The following is a 24,808-nucleotide window of genomic DNA, read 5'->3' as shown; positions in this document are numbered from 1 at the left end:
AAGGCCGCATCACATGTTCGGATAGTTCGGGCCGCCGGCGCCTTCGGGCACCGTCCAAGTGATGTTGCCATTCGGATCCTTGATGTCGCAGGTCTTGCAGTGAACGCAGTTCTGCGAATTGATCTGGAATTTCGGCGCGTCTTCGCCTTCCTCGATCCACTCGTAGACACCCGCCGGGCAGTAGCGGTTGGAAGGTCCGGCAAAGACATCGTGCTCGGAGGATTTCTGCAGCGCGTCGTCCTTGACCTTGAGGTGAATCGGCTGATCTTCCTCGTGGTTGGTGTTGGACAGGAACACCGAGGACAGCTTGTCGAAGGAGATGACGCCGTCCGGCTTCGGATAGTCGATCTTCTTGCAATCCTTGGCCGGCTTCAGGGTTTCCGAATCCCGCTTTCCATGCTTCAGCGTGCCGAAGAAGGAGAAGCCGAACAATTCGTTGGTCCACATGTCCATGCCGCCAAGGCCGATGCCGAGCCAGGTGCCGAATTTCGACCAGAGCGGCTTGGCGTTGCGCACCTTCTTCAGGTCCGTGCCGATCGGGCTGTTGCGCCAGGCCGTGTCGTAGTCGGTAAGCTCCGTATGCGCCTCTCCGCGGCCGATCGCTGCCATGACTTCTTCCGCGGCCAGCATGCCGGAGAACATCGCGTTGTGGGAGCCCTTGATGCGCGGCACGTTTACGAGACCCGCGGAGCAGCCCATCAAGAGGCCGCCCGGGAAGGACAGTTTCGGCACCGACTGGTAGCCGCCCTCGGTGATTGCGCGCGCGCCATAGGAGATGCGCTTGCCGCCCTCGAACGTGTCGCGGATCGCCGGATGGGTCTTGAAACGCTGGAACTCGTCGAAGGGGGACAGCCACGGGTTCTCGTAGTTGAGATGGACCACGAAGCCGACGGCCACCTGGTTGTCCTCAAGGTGGTAGAGGAACGAGCCGCCACCGGTCTTGCCGTCGAGCGGCCAGCCGAAGGAGTGCTGTACCAGGCCCGGCTTGTGTTTCTCCGGATCGACCTGCCACAATTCCTTGATGCCGATGCCGAATTTCGGCACGTCGCTGTCCTTATCGAGGTCGAACTTGTCGATCAACTGCTTGGCCAGCGAGCCGCGTGCGCCTTCGCCGATCAGCGTGTACTTGCCGCGCAGTTCCATGCCGCGGGTGAACATGGCGTTCGGTTTTCCGTCGCGGCCGATGCCCATGTCGCCGGTGGCGACGCCGGCGACGTTGCCACTGTCGTCATATAGCAATTCGGCGGCGGCAAACCCGGGATAGATCTCGACGCCGAGGGTTTCGGCCTTTTCTGCCAGCCAGCGGCAGACATTGCCCAGAGAGACGATGTAATTGCCGTGATTGTTCATCAGCTTGGGCAGGAACATGTTCGGCAGGCGCATGGAGCCCGCGGGGCCCAGCACAAGGAAATGGTCGGCCGTCACCGGCGTCTTGAGAGGCGTGTCTTCCTCGCGCCATTCCGGCAGCAGCTGGTCCAGCGCGATCGGATCGATCACGGCGCCGGACAGGATATGGGCTCCGACTTCCGAGCCCTTTTCCAGGACAACGACGCTCAGCTCTTCGCCCTTGTCGGCGGCGATCTGTTTCAGCCGGATCGCCGCGGCAAGGCCGGCTGGGCCTGCGCCGACAATCACGACATCCACATCCATGCTTTCGCGTTCGCCAAGCGCTTCTTGTTCGCTCATCTAAATCTCCCTCCGCCCAAAGGGGCCTGCCCGGATCTGCGGACCGGGACCGAAATCGGTCACCTTTCCGCAAACTGCCGCTCTGTCGCCAGAGCGGGACATTGTCCAACAGGCCGCTGGTTGCTCAAGCCGTAGCGCCTATGTGCCCCATTTTGCAGCGCAAAACACGACATTTTTCATCGTCAATTGCGAAATCGGCGACCGTTGACAAAGTTTGGCCCAGATAGAGCAAAGCAGACGGAGGGCGTCAAGAGGATACTTAACGTTTACGTAAGCGTAATTTGTGGCGCGCGTGGGTTGGCGAATGTGAACAGGTGCTGGATAACCCTGGTGCACGTGCAATCGCCAAAGCCGCCGCGCTTGTACTCTGGCACTGGCTGGGTAAACTCCGCGCCGGAGGTCCTTTCTTGCAGCATTTTCCAGACGACCCGCGCCAGATCGAAGCCCTGCTGGATTTCTATGCCAGTGCGGGCGTGGACTGTTTTCCGGGCGAAGACCCAGTCGACTGGTTCGCGCTCACCCGGCAGCAGGCCGAACAGCGCAACCAGGCACGGATGCAGGCAACTTCGCCCGCAGCTCCTATCGCGGTGTCTCCGGGTCCGGGCGCGGTCCGGTCGCAGCCTGTTCCGGGCCTGCCTCCGGCTGCGCCTCATTCCCCGGCATCCGATAGCAGTCACCCGGCTGTCCTGCCGGACGGAGAGGCCATCGCCATGGCCCGCGACCTTGCGGCACGCGCGGCGTCGCTTGACGACTTGCAGGCCTGCCTGGCGGCCTTCGAGGGCTGCAATCTCAAGCTGACGGCCAAGAAACTGGTCTTTGCCGACGGCAATCCGGAAGCCCGGCTGATGTTTGTCGGCGAGGCACCGGGACGGGACGAGGACCTGCAGGGCAAACCTTTTGTCGGCCGGTCCGGACAGCTGCTCGACCGGATGCTTGGCGCGATCGGCCTCGACCGGTCGTCGGCCTATATCGCCAATGTGGTGCCCTGGCGTCCGCCGGGAAACAGGACACCGACGCCGCAGGAAACCGAAATCTGCAAGCCTTTCATCGTCAGGCAGATCGAACTGGTCAATCCGGATGTCCTGGTGTTCCTGGGGGCGGCCTCTGCGAAGACCCTGCTCGGGGTGCAGGACGGCATTCGCAAGATGCGCGGGCGCTGGATGACGTATCCGGGCGGCGGCAAGGAAATTGCGGCCATTGCGACCTATCATCCGGCTTATCTCCTGCGCAGTCCGCTGGAGAAACGCCTGTCCTGGCGCGACTTTCTCAGCATCCGGAACAGGCTCGCCGACAAAACCCTTGATTGAGATTCGGGTTGTAATTTTACCTATTGTTGCGAATTGTTGTTAACATAGTTCATGAAAAAGTTTCATTATTTCTTCTCGGGCGTTTTGTATTGGGGAGAAATCGACCTTCGTTTAACTTGTTTTGACCCTGTGCTGTCGATAATTTGATTTGCATTGATTTAGGCGTGGTCTATCGCAAGCGCACGAATTCGGATTTCGTCGCCATGGAGGAGTGCCACGCCGAGCGTCGGGGGGCGCGACTTGACCGAACCGGAAATGAAAATCCCAGAAGGTGCCGTGTTGCACATCCTGGTCCTGGACTTCGACACACTGGCCTGCGAGGAGACGTCCGCCTCGGAGTTCAGTCAGACCGGCTGCCGAATTCAGTCCACCAGGCACAAGGAAATCGGAAAGACGCTCGGTCTGCGGATCGCCGGTTTCGAGCAGATGGTCAAGGCACGCATATCCGGGATCGGTGCCGGTGACATTGCCGTGCACTACGAGTTTGCCGACAGCGAGACGAGTGAAAAGCGGAGCGAACGGCGTCGCAAGGTGTCCATTCCGGCTTTTGTGAGCGGCAAGACGAGCCAGGAAGGGTTCAGCTGCGAAATCATAGATGCAAGTCCGTCCGGATGCCGGCTTTCAAGTCTGAAGCTTCAGGGCTTGCCGGCCGATATTCAACTCCAGATCCCGGGGCTGGATCTTCCGGTGAACGGCAGGATTGTCTGGCGCGCCGAAGGATTGGCCGGCGTCAGGCTCTTGTGGCAGTTCGCACGCGGCGCTCGAAAGGGGCAGGAGCGTATCCGGCCACCCGGCCTCGCCGAAAAAGCCGGTGCCAAGTCAGGGCGCAAGGCGGACTCCTCGGGATTTGGCGTCAGGCGCAACCGGGACACCGGCTGAGGCGCGATCTTCCCGCAAGCGTGGTATGACCGCCCAGTCCAGCCCGGCGCAGGTGAAGAGGAGAGGGCGCCGTGGCTTAACCGGGATTTCAGAATCCGGTCGTAAGATCCGTTTCAGGACTTTTGGGAACGACGCGAGCACTTGTGTCATGGCTATAGACACGGACAACAGCATTGCGGCGCTGGTCGTCGATCTGGCGGACATGTCTTGTTTCGAGGCTGTTGTCTACGACCTGACCGAAGAAGGGTGCTGGATCGCTTCCGACAAGGTTGACCTGCTCAAGGAGGAGGTCGGGCTCAGGATTGCCGGTTTCAACAAGCTCATTCGCGGAACGGTGGTCGCCTATGGAGACCAGGAAGCGCAGCTGTCGTTTCAGTTCAAGCGGGAAGAGCCGGGCGAAAAGCGTGAGGAGATCCGCCGTCCGGTCTGGATCACGGCGGTCATCTGCGGCAAGACGCACCCGATAACGATGAAGTGCCGTGTCGTCGATGCCAGCAAGTCCGGTTGCCGCCTCGAAGGCGATGCGCTCGAACGTCTGCCGAATGAGATCGAGATCTCCATTCCCGGCCTCGATCTGCCGATCAACGGTACGATCGTCTGGCGCAGGCAGGGCCAGGCCGGTGTGCGGCTGCAATGGCCGTTCGAGCCCGAACCGGAGCCGAAGACGGAACAGCTGCTGAAGGCTCTGGAAGAGGAAACCAGGGCGAAACCCAAGCGCGGCCCCAAAAAGAAGATCAGCGCCTTCGGCTCCTGAAGTCCGGCGTGGCATGGCCTCGTTTCAATCGCTGTCCATGCCCGGTTGTCCGGCCGGTCGGGAACGGCGGACGGCAGCTGGCGCGCGGGCTGTGAAACGCTTTGCCAAAAGTCTTGGGTCGGAGCCTTTCAAATCCGGGCCGCGATACATATATCGAACCGAGATTGTAAACTCTTTCAGGGCTTTTCCGCGTGCTTTCCACTCTTCGCAGCTATCTTCCCAAACCGTTTCGCAACGACAAGACCATCATTCCGGTCGTGCGGCTGCAAGGCGCTATCGGCGGTGGGGGCCCAATCAAGTCGGCTCTGTCCCTGTCCACCGCGGCCATTCCTCTCGAAAAGGCCTTCTCGGTAAAAAAAGCGCCGGCCGTCGCGCTGATCATCAATTCGCCCGGCGGGTCGCCCGTCCAGTCGCGACTGATCTTCAAGCGTATCCGTGATCTTGCAAAAGAGAAGGAAAAGGACGTTCTCGTCTTTGTCGAGGATGTCGCCGCCAGCGGCGGCTACATGATCGCGGTTGCCGGTGACGAGATCTTTGTCGATCCGTCCTCTATCGTCGGCTCCATCGGCGTGGTCGCGGCCGGTTTCGGCTTCACGGAGATGATCAAGAAGATCGGTGTCGACCGCCGGGTCTACACGGCAGGTGAGAAGAAGGTCATTCTCGATCCGTTCCAGCCGGAAGTGGAAGAGGACATCGAATACCTGAAAGGTCTCCAGCAGGACATTCACGAGACCTTCATCGATCTGGTGAAATCCCGCCGCGGCGACGTGCTTGCCGAGGACCCGGACCTGTTTACAGGCAAGTTCTGGACGGGCCGGACCGCGATCCAGCTGGGCCTGGTGGATGCCATCGGCGATCTGCGTGGTGTCCTGAAGGAGCGCTATGGCGAAAAGACCGAGCCGAAACTGATTTCCGCGCCGCGCGGCCTGTTCGGCCGCAAGGGTGGGGTCGGGGTCGGTCTGGACCATGGCAGACTGGTCGAGGGACTTGGCGGCGAGCTGATATCGTCGGTGGAGGAGCGGGCATTGTGGGCGCGCTACGGCCTTTAAAAAGGCATATTGCCCGTGTGACAATCGGGCAGTGAAGGGGAAGAACATGACCGAACTGATAGGCATGGCCGCGCTGGCCGTTGGAGGCTACTGGATCGTGCGCCGTGTCAAGCGCAAGATGGCCGAGGTCGAGAACCGGATATCCAGGGCCGCTGCCAATGCCGACCCGAATGGCCGGGGCCCGAAACTGGTTCTGGATCCGGACACCGGCAAATACCGCCCGCAGGCCTGATACCTCTTGAAAGGGGCGGGAAGGGTGTCCCGCCCGCCACATTTCCTCATCAGGCCGAGACTTGCGCCCGGAACAGGCCCCAGCGTGCCGACCCGCTCCGCGCGGCTCCCGCCAACACGGCAGCGGTCAACAGGACAAGCAGGCCTTCCGCCACGGGACCGGACAGCCAGATACCCGGTTCACCGAAGCCGAGCGGCAACACGAACAGCAACGGCAGGAAGAACGCATAGGGCTTCACCAGGCTGAGCAGCGCCGCACGGCGGGCGTCCCCGAGCGCCTGGAAATAGGTCGCCACCACCATGAGCGGCCCTGCGGCGAAATACATCGCCACCATCACCGGCAGGATACGGCCGATCTCGCCGATGACCACGGGGTCATCGACAAAGGCGCGGCCGATCCATGGCGCGGCGAATGTCAGCCCGGCTTCCAGCGCAAGGCAGTAGAGAAAGGCGAGCCCGAGTCCGAGGCGAAGCGTGGCATCCGAGCGCTGCCACAACAATGCGCCTGCATTGTTGCCGACCATCGTCTGGAAAGCCATGGAAAGACCGAGCAGCGGCAGATAGGCAAAGGTCATGATCCTTGTGGTCACGCCGAAGGCGGCCACCGTGGTCTCGTAACCTTCGGCGCCGAACCGTTGCAGAACGGTGATGGTTGCCGATGCCCCGAGCGCGATGCCGATGAAACTCAGGCTCTGCGGCGCGCCGAGTGACAGGATGCCGGGCCAGTCCGATGTCAGCGGCTGTGCAAAAACATCCCTCGGGCCGATTGTCGTGCGGCCACTCAGCCGGTAGCCGACAACAAAGACAAGCGCGAGCGCCTGCGCCAGCACCGTCCCGAGCGCACTGCCGGCCACGCCGAGATCGAGAAGGACGATCAGCACGTAGTTCAGCGCCAGGTTGGCCAGCGACACGGACAGGCTGAGCCCGGCCATCATCATGACATGGCCTTCGTTGCGAAGGGCGTCGGAATTGACCGCCAGCACGAACATCAGGGGCGAGAATCCGATGGTGATTGCCAGGTAGACGTAACTCATGGCGGCGATCTCGGCCGATCCGTCGGCCGCCACCTGTGTTGCCGTCCGGCCAATGCCGAGCAGAAGCACGATCAGGAGGATACCGGCGGTCAGTGCCAGTCCGTGAGCTCCGGCAAAGACCGCGCGGGCCTCGTCCATGCGGCCACCGCCCAGGTGCCGGGCGAGCAGGCTCGACATGCCGCTGGAAACCAGCGTCGCCAGGGCGGCCAGAAGCATGTAGGCGGGAAACATGAGAGTGACCGCGCTGAGTGCGTCCGGGCCGACATAGATCCCGAGAAAGACGGCGTCGGCGACCGTGAGAAGTCCGTTCATGCTCATGACAAGCACGATCGGCAGGGCGGTCTTCAAAAGGGTCGGACCGATTGGTCCATGGGTGAAGGAATTCGCCCGGGAGGTGTCCTTGGACATTCTGCGCTCCAGATGGGCATTTCGATTTTGAGGAGGGGCTCGCATTGCCACCAGCGCGAAATGCGTCGGGGAAACAGAAAGTCGTTTCAGCCGGACTTTCACCAGGACGGTAGCGTCTGCGAGCGGCGGGCAATCCGGGGCCGGGGAATTTGGTATCCGGAACGGGCAGGCTCGTCAATGCAAATGCTAGGACCGGATTTGTTGAAAGTGTCTCCCTCGTCATCGAAGGCAGTGCACCTGCAGTGGGCAAAGCTTTTCTCCCTCTCCCGTTGGGAGAGGGCTGGGGTGAGGGGGCAAACGCTTTAAGGATACGGAAAGCTTTGCCCCCTCACCCGGACCTTCGGTCCGACCTCTCCCCAAGGGAGAGGTAACTTTGCTGTCTGAAAGTGGGGTGCCGGACAAATGCGATTGCTTTGTGACGAAAAATGACGAGGGAGCAGTCGAAAGACATTTCCCACCCGCCACCTTGACCTTCCCTCCGCATCGTGGCACCTGTCGCCGCCGGAACCAGCCATTTTCGCGGAACACCCCATGTCGACTGAAACCCTGCCGGCGCATATGCGTCCGGAAAACTCCTTTCAAGGCCTGATCCTGACCCTGCAGCGCTTCTGGGCGGACCAGGGCTGCGTGGTTCTGCAGCCCTATGACATGGAAGTCGGCGCAGGCACCTTTCACCCGGCGACGACCTTGCGCTCCCTCGGGCCGCGCCCGTGGAAGGCCGCCTATGTGCAGCCGTCCCGCCGCCCGACAGACGGCCGCTACGGCGAGAATCCGAACCGGCTGCAGCACTATTACCAGTTCCAGGTGATCCTGAAGCCGTCTCCGGCGAACCTGCAGGAGCTGTACCTGAACTCGCTCTACGCCATCGGCCTCGACCCGAAGGTGCATGACATCCGCTTTGTCGAGGATGACTGGGAAAGCCCGACGCTGGGCGCCTGGGGCCTTGGCTGGGAATGCTGGTGCGACGGCATGGAAGTGTCCCAGTTCACATACTTTCAGCAGGTGGCCGGGTTCGAATGTTCGCCGGTCTCCGGGGAACTGACCTACGGCCTGGAACGGCTGGCCATGTATATCCAGGGCGTCGATAACGTTTATGACCTGAACTACAACGGCATGGACGGGGCCGACAAGGTCACCTATGGCGACGTCTTCCTGCAGGCAGAGCAGGAATATTCCAGGCACAATTTCGAGCACGCGGACACGGACATGCTGTTCCGTCACTTCAAGGATGCCGAGGCCGAATGCCGGTCGCTTCTGGAGGCCGGTGCCAGGGCGCGGGACGACAACGGCGCCAATGTGCACCAGGTGGTGCTGCCGGCCTATGACCAGTGCATCAAGGCCAGCCACGCGTTCAACCTGCTTGATGCCCGCGGCGTGATTTCGGTCACCGAGCGCCAGAGCTACATTCTGCGCGTGCGCGAGCTGGCCAAAGCCTGCGGCGCAGCCTTCCTGGAGACCGAGGCCGGCGGCGTCGGCTACCACAACCAGGCAGCGGAATGATATCCACGCTTCCTGGAACTGCCGGCACAAAAATGTGTTCTGCGGCACAGAATGGCGTTTGATACAGACCTGATACGTTTGAGACGGTTTCGGCGGGATGACAATCGCGCTCCCGGCGGCTAGCTTCCAGAGCCTGATTTCTTGGAGGTTTCCCCGATGGCCTGGTTTTTTCTCGCGCTCCTGATCGCGCTCAGCGTCTTTGCGATCATTCTCTACAATGCTCTCGTCAGGAAACGGCAGATGGTCGAGGAGGGCTGGAGCGGCATCGATGTCCAGCTGAAGCGCCGGGCCAACCTGATCCCGAACCTGGTCGAAACCGTCAAGGGCTACACCTCCCACGAAAACGAGACGCTGAAATCGGTCACCGAGCTTCGGGCGGAAGTCGGTGCCCTGCCTCAGGACGATGTCGCCGGCCGTGCCAGGGTGGAAGGCATGCTGTCGCAGGCGCTGGGCCGGCTGTTCGCCGTTGCCGAGGACTATCCGGACCTGAAAGCCAGCCAGAACTTCTCCGACCTGCACCAGTCCCTCGACGAGATCGAAAACGCCATCCAGATGGCCCGCCGGTATTACAACGGCGCGGTGCGCAACCTGAACGTTGCGGTCGAGAGTTTCCCCTCCAACCTGATTGCCAGCCAGTTCAAGTTCGAGAAAGCGGAATATTTCGAGATCGAGGACGAGGCCGACCGGGCCGTGCCGAACGTGAAATTCTGAGGGAGACCGACGGGATGCTCAAACAGTTCGCATCAGCCTGCCTTGCCGCTCTTTTTCTGGTGTTCGCAGGACTGGGTGTCCAGGCCGACGAACGGATCCTTTCCTTTGCGTCCGATATCGATGTCGACAGCAACGGAACACTGACCGTGACGGAAACGATCCGGGTGCGCGCGGAAGGAGCCCAGATCAAGCGCGGCATCTTCCGGGACATCCCGCTGACGGCGGAAGGCGCGAACGGCCGGGTTTACCGGGTCGGTTTCGAGCTGCTGTCGGTCCTGCAGGACGGGCAGCCGGCACCCAACTTTGCCCGGCAGAACGGTGCCGGCATCCGGATCTACATCGGTGAGGAAAGCGTCTTCCTGCAGCCCGGCGTCTACACCTACACCATCAAGTACCGGACGGACCGGCAGGTAAGGTTCTTTGACGATCACGACGAGGTCTATTGGAACGTCACCGGCAACGAGTGGAACTTTCCGATCGACGAGGCTGTCGCACGGGTGAGGTTGCCGGAGGGCGTAAAGGCAACGGAGTGGTCGGCCTATACCGGTCCCTTCGGAGCGACCGGCCAGAACTACACCGCCAAGGCGGAAAACGGCGGGTCCGAAGTGGTTTTCGCCACCACGCACCCCTTGTCGGTCCGGGAAGGGCTGACGGTTGTCGTCAGCATGCCTGTCGGCGCCGTCTCCAGGCCCTCAAGCGCGCAGCAGATGCAATACTTCCTGAGCGACTACAGGTCCGAACTCATTGGCGGCGGCGGCCTGCTTCTGGTGGCGCTCTATTATCTGTTCGCCTGGTTCAAGGTGGGCAGGGACCCGGCGAAAGGCGTCATCTTTCCGCGGTTCAAGCCGCCAGCGCGCATTTCGCCGGCGCTTTCCCGGTACATCGTCAACCGCGGTTTCGGCGACGGCGGCTGGGTGGCCCTGTCGGCGGCATGCCTCAATCTTGCGGTCAAGAGACGGCTGCGGCTGGAAGACAATGACGGCGACATGATGTTGACGCTCGACCGGGAAGGCCGGGAAGACCACGTGCCGGGATTCGGTCTGCCGAAAGGGGAAGCCGCGCTGGAAACCTGGCTGATGGCGCGGGGCAGTCCGCTGACGCTGAACAAGGCGAACGGCATGTCGATCAAGTCCCTCGGCAGCAGGTTCACGGGCGCGATCGAGCAGGAAAACCGCAACGTGTTCTTCAAGAGCAACTGGACCTACCTGCCGGCCGGGGTCCTGATGAGCCTGGCAACGCTTGTCGCCCTCTTCTTTCTGGTGCCGACGTCCAAGGGCGAGCAGGAATTCATGATCCTGTTCCTGTTCCTGTCGGTGTTCGCAACGGTGTTCCCGACGGCCTTCGGGCTGGCTTTCATCCCGATCGGCAATCTGAAACTGCGCATCGGTGTTGTGTTTGCGGTCGTCGGGCTTGCAATGTTTGGCGCTGCCCAGCTGGCCGGGCTGGCCACCGGCGGCCTGGAGACGCTCCCGGCCGTGCCGGTGATCGTTGTCGGGCTGGTTGCCGCGAATCTTCTGGCCTTCATGTTCATCGGTGCGCCGACGGCCCTCGGCCGTGAGGCGATGGACGAGATCGAGGGTCTGAAGCTCTACCTGTCCGTTGCCGAGAAGGACCGGCTCAACATGACGGAAGCGCCGGACATGAGCACGCAGCACTTCGAGGAATTGCTGCCCTATGCGGTCGCCCTGGATGTTGAAAAGCCCTGGGCCAAGGCCTTCGAAGGCTGGTTGGCAACCGCGGCCGGAGCCGCGGCGGCGGCAAGTTACCATCCGAACTGGTATTCCAACCGCAGTTTCGATGCCCGGCACGTGTCGGACAGCCTTGGGAAAACCGCCAGTGCAATGGCCGGGTCGTTCCAGTCGTCCGTTCCGATCCCGAAATCCTCCAGTTCCGGGTCCTCCGGAGGCGGCTCGTCCGGTGGCGGTGGTGGCGGCGGCGGCGGTGGCGGCTGGTAGTTTCGCTTGCGTTGGAAACGGTCAGGAGCTTCTATGGGGCATAGTTTTTTGCCTTAACTCCGGACGGCTTCAAGTACCCACATGACCGGTGACGCGCTGTCATTCAATGAATTTGCGAGCTTCAACCTGGCGATCCTGGTCTATTTCCTGGGCGTCAGGCTGAACAAGAAGATCGCGTTTCTGCGGCATTACAACATTCCAGAGCCGGTCTCTGGCGGTTTGCTGGTCGCGCTCGTGGCACTGATTGTCTATCTCGGCCTTGGCAAGGAAATCGGCTTTTCGCTGAATTCCCGCGACTATCTGCTCTACTGCTTTTTCACGGCCATCGGCCTGAATGCGCGTTTCTCGGATCTGGTGAAAGGTGGCAAGCCGCTCCTGATTCTGCTGTTCCTGACCGTTGGCTACATGCTGGTACAGAATGTCGTCGGCACAGGGGTGGCTGTCGCGCTGGGGTTCCCGACCGGTTTCGGATTGCTCGGCGGCACCATTTCTCTCGTGGGGGGGCACGGCACCGCGATCGCGTGGGGCCCGAAACTGGTCAATAACTATGGCGTCGTGGGCGCCGTCGAGATCGGCGCGGCCACCGCGACGCTCGGCCTCATTGCCGCCAGCCTGCTCGGTGGCCCCGTCGGCAATTACCTGATCGAACGCCGAGGCGCAAAACCGGATCCGGACCGTCCGGAAGAAGCGCCGATGATCGGCATCGAAAGCAATCGGGAAGCCGACACCAGCGTGACGCATACCGGCCTGATGCGTTCGCTCCTGGTGCTCAACATTGCCATCGGGCTTGGCGTCGGTTTGCAGGAAGCGCTGGTGGCAGGTGTCGGACTGGATCTGCCGGTGTTTGTCTGCTGCCTGTTCTGCGGCATTGTCCTGTCCAACACGGTGCCGGTGATCTTCAGGAAGATGACCTGGCCGGCCCGGTCCAGGTCCCTGGCGGTGCTGTCCGACCTTGCGCTCGGCATTTTTCTGACCATGTCGCTGATGAGCCTGCAGCTGTGGACCCTGGCCGGACTTGCCGGGCCGATGCTGCTGATCCTGTTCCTGCAGATTGTCGTCGCCGGTCTGTTTATCATCCTGGCGGTGTTTCCACTGATGGGACGCGACTACAACGCGGCCGTGCTCGGTGCGGGCTTTGCCGGGTTCGCCCTCGGGGCAACACCGACGGCGATAGCCAACATGACGGCAGTCACCAAGCGCTACGGCCCGGCGACGCAGGCATTCCTGATCCTGCCCCTGGTGTCCGCCTTCTTTGTCGATCTCGCCAACGCAGCCATCATCCTGCTGTTCCTGGGGGGCTGACGGCGGTTCTTGCGAACCGGCCTCAGGCCGCGTTGGTCTTTTCGGAAAACGGCAGCCGGCCGTCGGTCTGGGATGCCAGCAGCTCCGAGGTATCCTCGGCGGACACGGCGGCGGCATACAGGAACCCCTGGCCATAGTGGCAGCCATGCGCGTTGAGCGCGGCGTGGACATCGTTTTCCTCGACACCTTCGGCAACCGCGTCGATATCGAGTCCCCTGGAAAGAACGAGGATGGCTTCGACAATGGCCGCGCATTGCTTGTCGGTGAGCATGCGTTCGGTGAAGGACCGGTCGATCTTGACCTTGTGGATCGGGAAGTCCCGCAGATAGCTCAGGCTCGAGTGGCCTGCACCGAAGTCATCAAGGGCGATCGAAATGCCGAGTTCGGTGAGTTCGGAAAGGATGCGTTTGGCGGATTCGGGGTTCTTGACCAGCGACGTTTCGGTAATTTCAAGGACCAGACGCTGCGGCGCCAATCCGTGTTCGGCCAGGATTGTGCTGACCTGCTCCGGCAGCGACGGATCCTGTAGTTGCACGGGCGAAAGGTTGAAGGACAGGTAGAGGTCCTCGGGCCAGGACGTGGCCACCATGCAGGCGTCGGCCAGAAGATGCCGGGTCAGCTCCGAGATGATGCCGCAATCTTCGGCAATCGGGATGAACTGCAGCGGCGGGACCTTGCCGAAATCGCTGTCCGTCCACCGGGCAAGCGCCTCGAAGCCGGCAATCCGCCCGGAATCCATGTCCAGGATGGGCTGGTAATAGGCCTTGACTTCGTGTTCGGAAATGGCGCGGCGCAGGCGCTGTTCCAAAAGGGTCCGGTGCAGGATGGAGGCGTCCATGTCGACTTCGAAGAAGCGGTAGGTCGACCGTCCGGAGGATTTCGCACGGTAAAGCGCGATGTCCGCACGGCGCAGCAGTTCGGTAATGGCATGCCCGTCATGCGGATACATCGCGATGCCGATGCCCGAACCGATCGAAATCTGCCGGTCACCGAATTCGAAGCGGTCGTTGATCCGGGTCAGCAACCGTCTGGCAAACCCGGCGGCCTCCGACTTTTCCTTGAAAACGGGAGAAACGATCGCGAATTCGTCGCCGCCAAGACGGGCAACAATGCCTTCCTTGCCCAGCGTCTCCGCCAGACGTTCGGCGAAACTGCGCAGGAGATTGTCGCCGAATGCATGGCCGTAGACATCGTTGATCGGTTTGAAGCCGTCGAGATCAAGCATCATCACGGCACGGAAACAGTCAGGTTTCACATCGCGAATGAGATCGGAAAACGCTTCCAGGAGGCGTCTGCGGTTGGGAAGGCCGGTCAGGGGGTCGTGCTGTGCCAGGGCAAGCGCCTCGGAATGCGCGGAGGATCTGACCTTCAGTTCCTTGCGCAGACGCTTTGTAACCCATATCCCATAGGCCAGGCCGAAGACCGACAAGACCAGCAGGGCGCTGGTCAGGATCTCATACCTGAGGTGGCCATGGTCATCTTGCGAGGAAGGCAGAAGAACCGGGTATAATTTCAGAGTGGTAAAAATGACAATAACTATAGCCAGAAGTGCAACTATAGATCGTGTCAGATATCGACTGTTTGCAACTTCCCGGTTTATCACGCGATAAGTCCCAATACGCTCACTCTTCTCTCGAAAACGAGTATCACAGGCATTTCTTGAAGAAGAGTGAAGTCCAACTGCCAATCCATTCCCAATTTCCGGGCATGCCGGGGCCTAGCGCCGGGGCGATAAGGGGGTGACAAGTCGCCGTCGACTTGGTAACGGACGCGCATTCCATCCGGGTGACGCCCGTCCCATCAAGGCCAAAGGTCAATTCATTCATGCCCGATCTTCTGCTTGAGCTTTTCAGCGAAGAAATTCCGGCCCGCATGCAGCGCAAGGCGGCCGAGGATCTGAAATCTCTCGTAACCAACGCGTTGGTGGAGGCCGGCCTGCCTTACGAGGGGGCGAAGGCCTTCGCGACACCCCGTCGACTGGCGCTTCATGTCGCCGGTGTTCCGGCCGGCTCGGCGGCAACGCGCGATGAGCGCAAGGGGCCGCGGGTCGGTGCGCCTGAAAAGGCCGTGGAAGGGTTCCTGCGGGGCGCAGGGCTGGCTTCGATCGACGAGGCACAGATCCAGAGCGATCCCAAGAAGGGTGATTTCTACGTCGCGGTCATCGAAAAGCCCGGCCGCTCGGCCATCGACATCATCGCCGATTTCATGCCGGGTATCCTGCGTGGGTTCCCGTGGCCGAAATCCATGCGCTGGGGCACGACCAGCACGCGCTGGGTCCGTCCGCTGCATTCTATCGTCGCCAGCTTCGGTCCCGAGACCGAGGAGCCCGAGGTCGTGCCTTTCGAATTCGACGGCATCCGGTCGGGCAAGACCACGCGCGGACACCGTTTCCTTGCGGACGAGGCGTTCGACGTGCGCCGCTTCGACGACTACGCGATGGGGCTGGAGAAGCACAAGGTCGTGCTCGACGCCGACCGGCGCAAGGACATCATCCTGAACGACGCCAAGGACCAGGCACTGGCGCTTGGCCTGGAACTGGTCGAGGACCCGGGACTTCTGGAAGAGGTTGCCGGCCTGGTCGAATGGCCGGTGGTCCTGACAGGAAGCTTCGACGAGGACTTTCTTGCCATTCCGGACGAGTGCATTCAGTTGACCATCAGGGCCAACCAGAAATGCTTCGTCTTGAAGAACCCGTCCTCGGGACGGCTCGCCAACCGTTTCGTGCTGACTTCCAATACCATTGCCGAGGATGGCGGCAAGCTGATCGTCGCGGGCAACGAGAAGGTGATCCGCGCCCGCCTGTCCGACGCCCGTTTTTTCTGGGACACCGACCTGAAAACAAAGCTTTCGGACAACCTGCCGAAGCTTGGAGAGGTCAAGTTTCACGAAAAACTCGGCAGCGTCGGCGAGCGGGTCAAGCGTCTCATGGCGCTTGCCGCCGAACTGGCACCGGTTGTCGGCGCCGACGAGGCGAAGGCAAAGCGCGCCGCGGAACTTGCCAAGGCAGACCTGGTCTCGCAGATGGTGTTCGAGTTCCCCGAGCTGCAGGGGCTGATGGGCCGCTACTACGCGTCCGCCCAGGGCGAGGACGCGTCTGTCGCGATCGCGATTGAAGAACATTACAAGCCGCAGGGCCCCAGCGACAGCGTGCCGACCGACCCGGTCGCCGTTGCCGTCGCGCTGGCCGAGAAGCTCGATCTGCTGGCCGGTTTCTGGGCCATTGACGAGAAACCAACCGGCTCGAAGGACCCGTACGCGCTGCGCCGCGCCGCGCTCGGCGTGATCCGGATCGTGCTGGAGAACAATTTGCGGCTGCGCCTGGGCGCCGCCCTTCGCTCCGCGCTAGAGCTGCAGTCGGCCGATGTCTCCGATCCCTCCACCATCGTCTCCGATCTGCTTGCGTTCCTGGGCGACCGCCTGAAGGTCCACCTCAGGGACGAGGGCGCCCGTCACGACCTGATCGATGCCGTGTTCGCACTGGAAGGCCAGGACGACCTGCTCATGGTCGTTCGGCGGGTCGAGGCGCTCGGGACATTCATTTCGTCCGATGACGGCACCAATCTGCTGGCCGGCTACAAGCGCGCGGTCAACATCCTGAAGGCGGAAGAGAAGAAGGACGGCGCGCCAGTCACCGGCAAGCCGCACGCGGATCACCTGCAGGAACAGGCCGAGATCGACCTGGCCGCCGCCATCGATACCGCCCGGGCGGATGCGGCGGACGCGGTCGGTGCCGAGAACTTTGAAGGTGCCATGGAAGCGCTTTCGAGGCTACGCGCACCGGTGGACAGGTTTTTCGACGACATCCTGGTCAACGCAGGCGACCAGGCCTTGCGCCTCAACCGCCTGCAGCTCCTCGCCGAGATCCGGGATGCCACTCACGTGGTGGCGGACTTCTCGAAGGTGGCCGGGTGATCAGAGCACATCTGTTTGCATGAAAACGGCGGGCTTTGCGGCCCGCCTTTTTTATTCCTGGTGCCGGGGCCGGCGTTAGAACCTCACTCGGCCGCTTCCTGCGCCAGGCGCGGGACCGGCTTTTCCTCGATCGGCCAGTGGATGACCGCCGCGGCGATGCCGAGAACGATGCCAAGCCACCAGATGGCGTCATAGGAACCGGTCTGGTCATAAAGGCGGCCCCCCAGCCAGACGCCGAGAAAGGCGCCGATCTGGTGGGACAGGAAGACGAAACCGAACAGGGTTGCCATGTAGCGCGGGCCGAACATCACGGCGACGAGCCCGGAAGTCGGCGGCACCGTGGACAGCCACAGAAGGCCCATGACGCCGGAGAAGATCAGCACGGAGGCAGGCGTGACGGGCAGCATGATGAAAGCGAAGATCGCAACCGCGCGGGAGATGTAGATCAGCGACAGGAAGATCGGCTTGGAAAAGCGCCCGCCGATGTAGCCGGAGGCAAGCGAGCCGACCACATTGCACAGTCCGATCAGTGCGATCGCCCAGCCACCCCATCGCGGGTCGAGCCCGACATCGGCGATGAAGGGCGGCAAGTGAACGGTGATGAAGGCCACGTGAAATCCGCAAACGAAGAAGCCGATGGTGAGCAGGACGAAACCGCGGGTACCGAAGGCTTCCGACATGGCGCCCATCAGGTTCTGGCTGTTGGCCGGGTTGCCTTGACCGGCGGCTTCCGGCTTGCCCCGAAGCGCGATGGCCAGAAGCGGGATCAGCGCGACCAGGCCGGTGAAAACGATCAAGGTGTCCTGCCAGCCGATGTTTTCGATCAAGGTGGCGCCGAGCGGGGCGAACAGGAACTGGCCGAGCGAGCCCGACGCGGTGCCGATGCCGAAGGCAAGCGAGCGCTGCGCCGGCGTGACGGTCCGGCCGAAGGCTGCCAGCACCAGGGAAAACGAGGAAAACGCAATGCCGAGGCCGATCAGGACGCCGGCGGAAACATGCAGGGCAACCGCGCTTTGCGCATCGATCATGAGGATCAGGCCGATTGCATAGAGCAGGGTGCCGAACGTCATGGCTTTCCAGGTGCCGAAGCGGTCGGCTACCATGCCGGCGATCGGCTGGCCGATCCCCCACATCAGGTTCTGGATGGCCAGCGCGAGAGCAAAAATTTCCCGGCTCCAGTCACGTGCGTCGGTCATCGGCTGGAAGAACAGCCCCATGGCGGAGCGCGGTCCGAAGGAAATCAGGGCGACCAGGCAGCCGCAGGCGATCACCAGTGGAATGTTCGGACCGGTCCGGCCGACGGTAGAGGCAGTGGTCATCAGCTAACTTTCATCGTGAAATTACGATCAGAATAGGCTGAATGCACAGGGCGGCAAAACGCTTATTTTTGATGGATCGATCAAAATGCAGAATGAATACTTACCTATTTTGGCATCGCATGTGTCCTGGTTAGCCAGCTAGGGTGTCATCAGGTGTTCAACGTTAGAATATTGAATTCCATGCGTAATTTCAGAACAGGACAAATTTCTGAGAAAAGTGTTGGATTTTCCGTCCGTCAGCGCCTATATAAACTCTGAAAGAGCAAAAGGTGGGCCTGAGCGCCCGTTTTCTTTTGTCTCCAATATGCTCAAGTTGAGTATAAAGAATTTGCAGGCCATGGCGAAGCCGTCGGACTGCTCAATAAGGGAGGTCGTCATGACCATTGCCCAGACCACGACGCCTGTTGGTGAACCGATTTCAACCGGAATGACGGCGCTTGAACGCTTCGGCAGGATGGAGCGCCCTGATCTGCGTTATACACCTGAGGTCGCCGAGGCGACGGCGCCGATCTTCGAGAAGGTCAAGCACATCATCCCGGCCATCGAATGGCCGGCCCTGGCGCCGACGATCCATGCCATCAATGAGCTGAAGAAACAGCGCAACGCCGTTATCCTGGCGCATAACTACATGACGCCTGATATCTATCACGGTGTGGCGGATATCGTCGGCGACAGCCTGCAGCTGGCCATCGAGGCAACGCGGACCGATGCCGAGGTGATCGTCCAGTGCGGCGTGCATTTCATGGCCGAGACCTCGAAGATCCTGAGCCCGGAAAAGACGGTGCTGATTCCGGACATGCGGGCGGGCTGCTCCCTGGCCGAATCCATCACCGGTGCCGACGTGCGCGGTCTGCGCGAGCGCAATCCCGGCGTTCCGATCATCACCTATGTCAACACGTCTGCCGATGTGAAGGCGGAGTGCGACATCTGCTGCACCTCGTCCAACGCACTGCAGGTTGTCGAGAGCTTCGGCGTCGACAAGGTGTTCCTGATCCCGGACAAGTATCTGGCCGCCAATGTCGGCAACAAGACCGACGTGGAAGTGCTGATCTGGGACGGTGCCTGCGAAGTGCATGAGCGCTTCACAGCGGAAGAACTGCGCGACTACCGCAAGATCGAGCCGGACGTGAAGATCATCGCTCATCCGGAATGCCCGCCGGACGTGGTCGCTGAGGCCGATTTTGCCGGATCGACCGCGCACATGATCGATTGGGTCAAGACGAAGCGGCCGGAAAAGGTGATGATGGTCACCGAGTGCTCCATGGCCGACAATGTGGCCAGCGAGACGCCGGGCGTCGACTATATCCGCCCGTGCAACCTGTGCCCGCACATGAAGCGGATCACGCTGAACAAGATCCTCGACTCGCTTCTTGAGATGAAAGAGGAAGTGGTTGTCGATCCGGCGGTCGCCGAAAAGGCCCGCATCGCGGTCGAGCGGATGATCAACTTGAAAATCTGACCGTCTTCGGTCTAAACCGCTTCAAGCGTCTTCTCCGGGCCGGCCTTCGGCCCGGAGCACCTTCTAGGGCATTGCCCCGTCTGTTCCAGGAAGTTTCCCATGGCCGTGTCGGTTGAGGATTTTGCACCTGCCCATAGTGGCAAGGATGTCGATGACGTCGTCATTCTTGGAGGAGGCCTCGCGGGCCTTTTCTGTGCACTGAAACTCAGTCCCCGGCCGGTCACCGTGATCACCAATGCACCGATCGGGCAGGGGGCGTCCTCCGCCTGGGCGCAGGGCGGCATTGCCGCGGCGATCTCCGAACAGGATTCCGTTGAAAAGCACCGGGACGATACGCTGGCCGCCGGTTGCGGCATCTGCGAGGAGAAGATCGTCGAGCAGATGACCCGGGAGGGCAGCGACCGGGTGCACGATCTCCTGTCCTACGGCGTTCCCTTCGACCAGGACCTGGAGGGCCGTCTCAAATTCTCCCGCGAAGCAGCTCATTCCCAGAGCCGGGTGGTGCGCGTGCGCGGTGACATGGCCGGGCGCGCCATCATGGACGCGCTGATCGCCGCTGTCCGCAGGACCCCCTCCATCCGCATTCTGGAAGGCTATCTCGGGGAAAGCTTTCTCGGAGAAGGCCGCTATGTCACCGGCGTGCTTGCGCGTAAGCGCGGCGGTCTCGAACGCCTGGCCTTCCCGGCAAAGGCGGTCGTGCTTGCGTCCGGCGGGGTCGGCCATCTCTACGGCATGACAACCAATCCGCATGAAACCAATGGCCATGGTCTTGCCATGGCGGCGCGCGCCGGCGCCGTGATTGCCGATGCCGAATTCGTGCAGTTCCACCCGACCGCACTGGATCTCGGCAAGGACCCGGCGCCACTGGCGACCGAGGCCCTGCGCGGTGAAGGCGCGACCCTGGTGAACAGCGCCGGCGAGCGCTTCATGGAGAGCGTGCATCCGGACCTTGAACTGGCGCCGCGCGACATCGTCGCCCGGGCGATCCACAAGGAGGTTTCGGAGGGGCGGGGGGCCTTCCTGGATTGCCGGACGGCAATCGGTGCGCGTTTCAAGGACGATTTCCCGACGGTCTTTGCCGCCGCCCAGTCCGCGGGACTGGACCCGTCCAGGGACCTGCTGCCGGTCGCCCCAGCAGAGCATTATCATATGGGCGGCGTCCTGACCGACGCCAATGGCCGCACCTCGCTGGACGGGCTCTGGGCCGCGGGCGAGGTTGCCTCCACCGGTGCCCATGGCGCCAACCGGCTGGCATCGAACTCGCTGCTGGAGGCGGTGGTCTTTGCCGCCCGCATCGCCGAGGATATCCAGGGCCTGATGCCGACGCCGCGCAGCGCCTACTGGAACGAGATGGACGATGCTCCGGGCCTGCCGAGCCAGCGAAACGTCGAAGAGCGTGACGGTATTTCCGTTCTTCGCAAGACGCTGGCAAAGAATGTCGGCGTGCTGCGCGACGCGGCCGGACTGAAGCAGGCGCTCGCTGACATAACCGAGGTCGAAAAGGTCTGCGTCCGTCAGTCGATCAAGAACATGATGATCGCGGGCAAGATCATCGCCGCTGCGGCCCTCAAGCGCGAGGAAAGCCGCGGCGGCCACTTCCGCAGGGACTTCCCGGAGGAAAACCCGGCGATGGCAACCCGCTCCTACACCACCTTGAAAGAGGTTCAGGCGGTCACCGCCGAGGCCCTGGAAACCGCTTGAAGGATGTTCGCATGAGCCGCAACTTTCTGCCGGAGCTGCCGCGCCTGATGGTCGACGAGGCCGTCAAGTCCGCGCTGCTGGAGGATTGGGGGCGGGCAGGCGATGTCACCAGTCAGGCCACCCTGCCGCCCGAGGCCCGCGCGACAGCCGTTATCGCGGCCCGCAAACCGGGCGTGCTTGCCGGACTGGCCCTTGCCGAGAGTGCCTTTCGCCAGACCGACGCCGCGCTGACCTTCGACCCTGTCCTGAAGGACGGCGACCGCCTGTCCCCGAAGGACGTCGTCGCCCGGATCGAGGGCCCGGCGCGGGCCCTGCTGGCGGCCGAACGGGTGGCGCTCAACTATCTCGGCCATCTCTGCGGCATTGCCACGGCCACGGCCGCCTTTGCCGACCTGATCGCCCATACAAAGGCGGATATCGTGTGCACCCGCAAGACGACGCCGGGCCTGCGGGCGTTTGAAAAATACGCGGTCAAATGCGGCGGTGGCAGCAATCACCGTTTCGGCCTCGACGACGCCATCCTGATCAAGGACAACCACATCGCGGTGGCCGGTGGTGTGACACAGGCAATTGAAGCGGCCAAGGCCTTCGCCGGGCATCTCGTCAAGATCGAGGTGGAAGTCGACACGCTGGAACAGCTGGAAGAGGCGCTTGCCGCGGGACCCGACGTGGTCATGCTCGACAACATGCCACCGGAAACACTGAAAGAGGCCGTTGCCATCGCCGGTGGCAAGGTGCTCCTGGAAGCTTCCGGTGGCATCGAACTCGACACGGTCAAGGCCGTGGCCGAAGCCGGGGTCGACCTGATTTCTTCGGGCTGGATCACCCACTCGGCGCCGGTTCTGGATCTCGGACTCGACATCGAGATGAGCTGAGCCGTTTCTTTATTTCCAACAGCGACAGCTACACAAAAAACGTCATCCTGAGGAGGACCGTCAGGTCCGTCTCGAAGGAGCGGCCACTTGTTCCGGTGCGTGCAGCGGATCCTTCGAGACGCGCGCAAGCGCGCTCCTCAGGATGACGATGGTATTTGCGGAGATCTCAAGGGGCAAGCAACTCCAGGAAGCTTCCGGTGGCATCGAACTCGACACGGTCAGGGCCGTGGCCGAAGCCGGGGTCGACCTGATTTCTTCGGGCTGGATCACCCACTCGGCGCCGGTTCTGGATCTCGGGCTCGATATCGAGATGAGCTGAGCCTGGCCCGACCTTTCTTTTCGCAGCGCTCGCCACACAATAAATCTGAGCTTGCAACACCCGGAAACCGAGCGAGCAACACCCAAAAAACGTCATCCTGAGGAAGCGCTTTAGCGCTGTCTCGAAGGATGGGCCACTTGCTCTGGAGCTTGTAGCGGATCCTTCGAGACGGCGCTGGCGCGCCTCCTCGGTGTCTGGCCCGAAAGTGATGGCCGGGGCGAATCTTTCACTCACATTTGTCATTCCCGCGAAAGCGGGAAACCAGGACCCCGTGAGGTAAGGTCTAAATTTATAGAGCGGTTTCATGAGGTTACTGGGTCTCCGCTTTCGCGGGGATGACAACAGGGAGGGGGCGAGTTCGTGACAGGAACGATGAAAACTGCGTCCTGGTTCACTTTCGGGCCAGGCACTCAGGATGACGGGTGTAATTGTGGTGAGGTTGCTTGGCTGTTGCTCAGCCCGCAGCCAGGTAAACACCGCCGAGCGCTGTCACCACACCCAGGGCGCGGATGATCCGGCTGGCCCATTGCGGGTCATTGCGCGTTGCAATGTTGGCGCCGTAGCCGATCAGGAGGCCGGCCGCGTGCAGCAGGGCGGTCGCGAGCACGAAGCCGGCCGCATAGCCGAGTTCGCCGGCAGATCCGATCTCGCCGCCATGGGCGTGCCCGTGACAGATGCCGAAGGTCGCAACAAGGGCGGCGGACAGGCCGAGCGGCAGGCGCAGGGCCAGGGCGACGACCACGCCGAGGATCACAACCGAGGCCAGGATGAACGGCTCGACATAGGGCAAGGGCATGCCGGCGAGCGACAGTGCGAAACCGGCAAGCATGGCGCCGACAAAAGCCGTCGGAAGGGCCCAGACGGCACGGCCGCCCAGAAGCGCCGCCCACAGGCCAACGGCAATCATCGCCAGCACATGGTCCGTGCCGAACAACGGATGGGTGAAGCCGGCGGCAAAGGAACCGTGGTCGGCGGGATCCAGATGGGCAAGAGCGGGGGACGCGGTGAGGGCCATGGCAATGGCCGCAAGGCCAAAACGGGTAATCATGAAAACGATCCTTCGGTTGGTCACTCCGGCGCCCCGGTATGGGTCGCGCCGATCACGAATGTCTTCTTGGGACAGGAAAGCCCTATCACCGATTCCCGACCCCTGTAAATTATGCGCATGATTTGCCCGCGCAGCGCCCGGCTGTGTCGCAGACAGGCCATTCGGTGTGACATGACCGCCATTGAAAGGCTCCGATCGGCGTAGACTTTGATAGACGTGCCGGTGGAAAAAGGGTCTCGCCGGACGGGAAGGGGAACGAGAGGAAGGCTCGCAACTGGTGACCGACACAACGCGCGCGACTCGGGACTTGGCCGGACAGAAGGGCAAAGCGGTCCAGGACACCGTCGAGATCTGCTTCCTGCTGCTGAAGAATTTTTCCCTGCTGTCCTTTGCCTCGGCAATCGAGCCCCTGCGTATCGCCAACAAGGTGTTGAAGCGCAAGGCTTTCATCTACAGCTGCCGGACACTTAACGGGGAGGATGCGGTTGCAAGCAACGGCGGAACCGTGCGCACCGACGGCGCGCTCGATGAGGCCTGCCGTCCGGATCTGCTGGCCGTGTGCAGCAGTGACGACGTCGAGCGGGTCGCAGTGACCCCGGCGCAAAAGGCCTTGATGCGGAAGGTCGCCAAGCAGTCCGGCAGCGTCGCGGGGATCTGCACCGGCGCTTATGTGCTGGCGGAACTCGGCATGCTCGACAATCGAAACTGCACCATCCACTGGGAATATGCCGACCTGTTCAGGGAGCTTTATCCGAAGGCGCAGCTGGTCGACAGCCTTATCCAGACGGACGGCAAGTATCTGACCTGCGCGGGAGGAACCGCGGCACTGGACCTGATGATCGGCTTCATCGCAAAGGTGCATGGCGGGGCCGTCGCGTGCGATGTCGCCGAAATCGCGCTGCATCACGACAGGCGCACCGGCAGTGAGCGCCAGCATACGCTGCTGCGCGAAGATCTCGACATGGTGCCGCTGCGGGTGCGCAGTTCGATCGCGCTGATGACGGAAAATGTCAGCGAACCGCTGTCCCTGCAGCGGATTGCGGAGATGTTGAACGTCAGTCCGCGGCAATTGCAGCGGGACTTCCAGAAATACCTGCACTGCTCGCCGCAGGAGCATTACAACAAGATTCGAATCGATATTGCCCGCCAGCTCGTGTGTCGCACCTCGATGCGCATGATCGACATTGCCGTTGCCTGCGGCTTTGCAAGCGCCTCCCACTTCTCCAACCGCTATCGCGCGGCGCATGGCAACAGCCCGGCCTGGGACCGGCAGACCAGAGGGCGGACAAGGAACGTCAAGGTGTAGGCGGCACGATCCCCCAACCTGGAACCGAATGACGGTCCCGTTATAACTTGACT

The 24,808-nt window shown here is 61.9% G+C and carries 19 protein-coding genes and 1 pseudogene; 15 read left to right on the top strand and 5 right to left on the bottom strand.

The window, feature by feature from the left end; all coding sequences use genetic code 11:
* Positions 1-9: 9 nt before the first annotated feature.
* Positions 10-1,686 carry an electron transfer flavoprotein-ubiquinone oxidoreductase gene (locus tag O6760_RS00365; protein WP_269583513.1) on the bottom strand — a complete coding sequence of 559 codons (1,677 nt, stop codon included), beginning with the start codon at positions 1,684-1,686 and terminating at the stop codon, positions 10-12.
* A 407-nt stretch (positions 1,687-2,093) separates the two neighbouring features.
* Here O6760_RS00365 and O6760_RS00360 point away from each other — a divergent pair, with 407 nt between their 5' ends.
* The 5 genes from O6760_RS00360 (at position 2,094) to O6760_RS00340 (ending at position 5,907) form a co-directional block, all read left to right on the top strand.
* A complete protein-coding gene (locus tag O6760_RS00360; protein WP_269583512.1) occupies positions 2,094-2,993 on the top strand; it encodes a uracil-DNA glycosylase in 900 nt (299 codons plus the stop codon).
* A gap of 255 nt (positions 2,994-3,248) precedes the next feature.
* Positions 3,249-3,872, top strand: coding sequence for a PilZ domain-containing protein (locus O6760_RS00355; protein WP_269583511.1), 624 nt, complete (start codon positions 3,249-3,251; stop codon positions 3,870-3,872).
* Positions 3,873-4,020: 148 nt separating this feature from the next.
* Entirely contained in the window at positions 4,021-4,626 is a 606-nt protein-coding gene (locus tag O6760_RS00350; protein ID WP_269583510.1) for a PilZ domain-containing protein, read from the top strand.
* 191 nt (positions 4,627-4,817) lie between these two features.
* A complete protein-coding gene (locus O6760_RS00345; protein ID WP_269583509.1) occupies positions 4,818-5,675 on the top strand; it encodes a S49 family peptidase in 858 nt (285 codons plus the stop codon).
* 46 nt (positions 5,676-5,721) lie between these two features.
* The gene (locus tag O6760_RS00340; RefSeq protein WP_269583508.1) at positions 5,722-5,907 is read left to right on the top strand and encodes a hypothetical protein; all 186 of its coding nucleotides are present in this window, start codon (positions 5,722-5,724) and stop codon (positions 5,905-5,907) included.
* A 49-nt stretch (positions 5,908-5,956) separates the two neighbouring features.
* Here O6760_RS00340 and O6760_RS00335 read toward each other — a convergent pair whose 3' ends face one another.
* Positions 5,957-7,348, bottom strand: a complete 1,392-nt coding sequence (locus O6760_RS00335; RefSeq protein WP_269583507.1) for an MATE family efflux transporter — start codon at positions 7,346-7,348, stop codon at positions 5,957-5,959.
* A 558-nt stretch (positions 7,349-7,906) separates the two neighbouring features.
* On the opposite strand from O6760_RS00335, the gene O6760_RS00330 reads away from it, so the two are divergent.
* From O6760_RS00330 to gltS, 4 genes are all read left to right on the top strand, one after another.
* Positions 7,907-8,848, top strand: a complete 942-nt coding sequence (locus tag O6760_RS00330) for a glycine--tRNA ligase subunit alpha (RefSeq protein WP_442969948.1) — start codon at positions 7,907-7,909, stop codon at positions 8,846-8,848.
* 156 nt (positions 8,849-9,004) lie between these two features.
* Complete coding sequence (locus O6760_RS00325) at positions 9,005-9,559, top strand: LemA family protein (protein WP_269583505.1); 555 nt, start codon at positions 9,005-9,007, stop codon at positions 9,557-9,559.
* A 14-nt stretch (positions 9,560-9,573) separates the two neighbouring features.
* Positions 9,574-11,514 carry a DUF2207 domain-containing protein gene (locus tag O6760_RS00320; RefSeq protein WP_269583504.1) on the top strand — a complete coding sequence of 647 codons (1,941 nt, stop codon included), beginning with the start codon at positions 9,574-9,576 and terminating at the stop codon, positions 11,512-11,514.
* An 81-nt stretch (positions 11,515-11,595) separates the two neighbouring features.
* Positions 11,596-12,816 (top strand): sodium/glutamate symporter, encoded by a 1,221-nt coding sequence (gene gltS, locus O6760_RS00315; RefSeq protein ID WP_269583503.1) that lies wholly within the window; start codon positions 11,596-11,598, stop codon positions 12,814-12,816.
* Positions 12,817-12,838: 22 nt separating this feature from the next.
* Here gltS and O6760_RS00310 read toward each other — a convergent pair whose 3' ends face one another.
* Positions 12,839-14,245, bottom strand: a complete 1,407-nt coding sequence (locus O6760_RS00310; protein WP_269583502.1) for a putative bifunctional diguanylate cyclase/phosphodiesterase — start codon at positions 14,243-14,245, stop codon at positions 12,839-12,841.
* A gap of 395 nt (positions 14,246-14,640) precedes the next feature.
* Here O6760_RS00310 and glyS point away from each other — a divergent pair, with 395 nt between their 5' ends.
* Positions 14,641-16,728 (top strand): glycine--tRNA ligase subunit beta, encoded by a 2,088-nt coding sequence (gene glyS, locus O6760_RS00305; RefSeq protein ID WP_269583501.1) that lies wholly within the window; start codon positions 14,641-14,643, stop codon positions 16,726-16,728.
* An 83-nt stretch (positions 16,729-16,811) separates the two neighbouring features.
* Here the strand turns inward: glyS and O6760_RS00300 are convergent, their stop codons facing one another.
* Positions 16,812-18,047: an MFS transporter gene (locus tag O6760_RS00300; protein ID WP_269583500.1), complete on the bottom strand. Its 1,236-nt coding sequence runs from the start codon at positions 18,045-18,047 to the stop codon at positions 16,812-16,814.
* 376 nt (positions 18,048-18,423) lie between these two features.
* Between O6760_RS00300 and nadA the strand changes: the two genes are divergently transcribed.
* The 4 genes and pseudogenes from nadA to O6760_RS00280 all read left to right on the top strand — a co-directional run.
* Positions 18,424-19,506 carry a quinolinate synthase NadA gene (gene nadA, locus O6760_RS00295; RefSeq protein ID WP_269583499.1) on the top strand — a complete coding sequence of 361 codons (1,083 nt, stop codon included), beginning with the start codon at positions 18,424-18,426 and terminating at the stop codon, positions 19,504-19,506.
* Between the two features lie 99 nt (positions 19,507-19,605).
* The gene (locus tag O6760_RS00290) at positions 19,606-21,207 is read left to right on the top strand and encodes an L-aspartate oxidase (RefSeq protein WP_269583498.1); all 1,602 of its coding nucleotides are present in this window, start codon (positions 19,606-19,608) and stop codon (positions 21,205-21,207) included.
* 11 nt (positions 21,208-21,218) lie between these two features.
* A complete protein-coding gene (nadC, locus tag O6760_RS00285) occupies positions 21,219-22,082 on the top strand; it encodes a carboxylating nicotinate-nucleotide diphosphorylase (protein ID WP_269583497.1) in 864 nt (287 codons plus the stop codon).
* 181 nt (positions 22,083-22,263) lie between these two features.
* A pseudogene (locus O6760_RS00280) lies at positions 22,264-22,401 on the top strand (carboxylating nicotinate-nucleotide diphosphorylase); the annotation flags it as partial.
* 454 nt (positions 22,402-22,855) lie between these two features.
* Here O6760_RS00280 and O6760_RS00275 read toward each other — a convergent pair.
* A complete protein-coding gene (locus O6760_RS00275) occupies positions 22,856-23,449 on the bottom strand; it encodes a HupE/UreJ family protein (protein WP_269583496.1) in 594 nt (197 codons plus the stop codon).
* Between the two features lie 277 nt (positions 23,450-23,726).
* Here O6760_RS00275 and O6760_RS00270 point away from each other — a divergent pair, with 277 nt between their 5' ends.
* A complete protein-coding gene (locus tag O6760_RS00270; protein ID WP_269583495.1) occupies positions 23,727-24,755 on the top strand; it encodes a GlxA family transcriptional regulator in 1,029 nt (342 codons plus the stop codon).
* Positions 24,756-24,808: the final 53 nt, after the last annotated feature.

It is taken from the genome of Roseibium sp. Sym1 (assembly GCF_027359675.1).
Taxonomy (GTDB): domain Bacteria; phylum Pseudomonadota; class Alphaproteobacteria; order Rhizobiales; family Stappiaceae; genus Roseibium.
This window is presented reverse-complemented; position numbering and strand designations above follow the sequence as displayed.

Coding starts and splice junctions, on each gene's coding strand:
- glyS (WP_269583501.1), top strand. CDS start 14,641: ATGCCCGATCTTCTGCTTGAGCTTTTCAGCGAAGAAATTCCGGCCCGC.
- gltS (WP_269583503.1), top strand. CDS start 11,596: ATGACCGGTGACGCGCTGTCATTCAATGAATTTGCGAGCTTCAACCTG.
- O6760_RS00275 (WP_269583496.1), bottom strand. CDS start 23,449: ATGATTACCCGTTTTGGCCTTGCGGCCATTGCCATGGCCCTCACCGCG.
- O6760_RS00340 (WP_269583508.1), top strand. CDS start 5,722: ATGACCGAACTGATAGGCATGGCCGCGCTGGCCGTTGGAGGCTACTGG.
- O6760_RS00350 (WP_269583510.1), top strand. CDS start 4,021: ATGGCTATAGACACGGACAACAGCATTGCGGCGCTGGTCGTCGATCTG.
- nadC (WP_269583497.1), top strand. CDS start 21,219: ATGAGCCGCAACTTTCTGCCGGAGCTGCCGCGCCTGATGGTCGACGAG.
- O6760_RS00325 (WP_269583505.1), top strand. CDS start 9,005: ATGGCCTGGTTTTTTCTCGCGCTCCTGATCGCGCTCAGCGTCTTTGCG.
- O6760_RS00300 (WP_269583500.1), bottom strand. CDS start 18,047: ATGACCACTGCCTCTACCGTCGGCCGGACCGGTCCGAACATTCCACTG.
- O6760_RS00320 (WP_269583504.1), top strand. CDS start 9,574: ATGCTCAAACAGTTCGCATCAGCCTGCCTTGCCGCTCTTTTTCTGGTG.
- O6760_RS00355 (WP_269583511.1), top strand. CDS start 3,249: ATGAAAATCCCAGAAGGTGCCGTGTTGCACATCCTGGTCCTGGACTTC.
- O6760_RS00330 (WP_442969948.1), top strand. CDS start 7,907: ATGCGTCCGGAAAACTCCTTTCAAGGCCTGATCCTGACCCTGCAGCGC.
- O6760_RS00335 (WP_269583507.1), bottom strand. CDS start 7,348: ATGTCCAAGGACACCTCCCGGGCGAATTCCTTCACCCATGGACCAATC.
- O6760_RS00290 (WP_269583498.1), top strand. CDS start 19,606: ATGGCCGTGTCGGTTGAGGATTTTGCACCTGCCCATAGTGGCAAGGAT.
- nadA (WP_269583499.1), top strand. CDS start 18,424: ATGACCATTGCCCAGACCACGACGCCTGTTGGTGAACCGATTTCAACC.
- O6760_RS00365 (WP_269583513.1), bottom strand. CDS start 1,686: ATGAGCGAACAAGAAGCGCTTGGCGAACGCGAAAGCATGGATGTGGAT.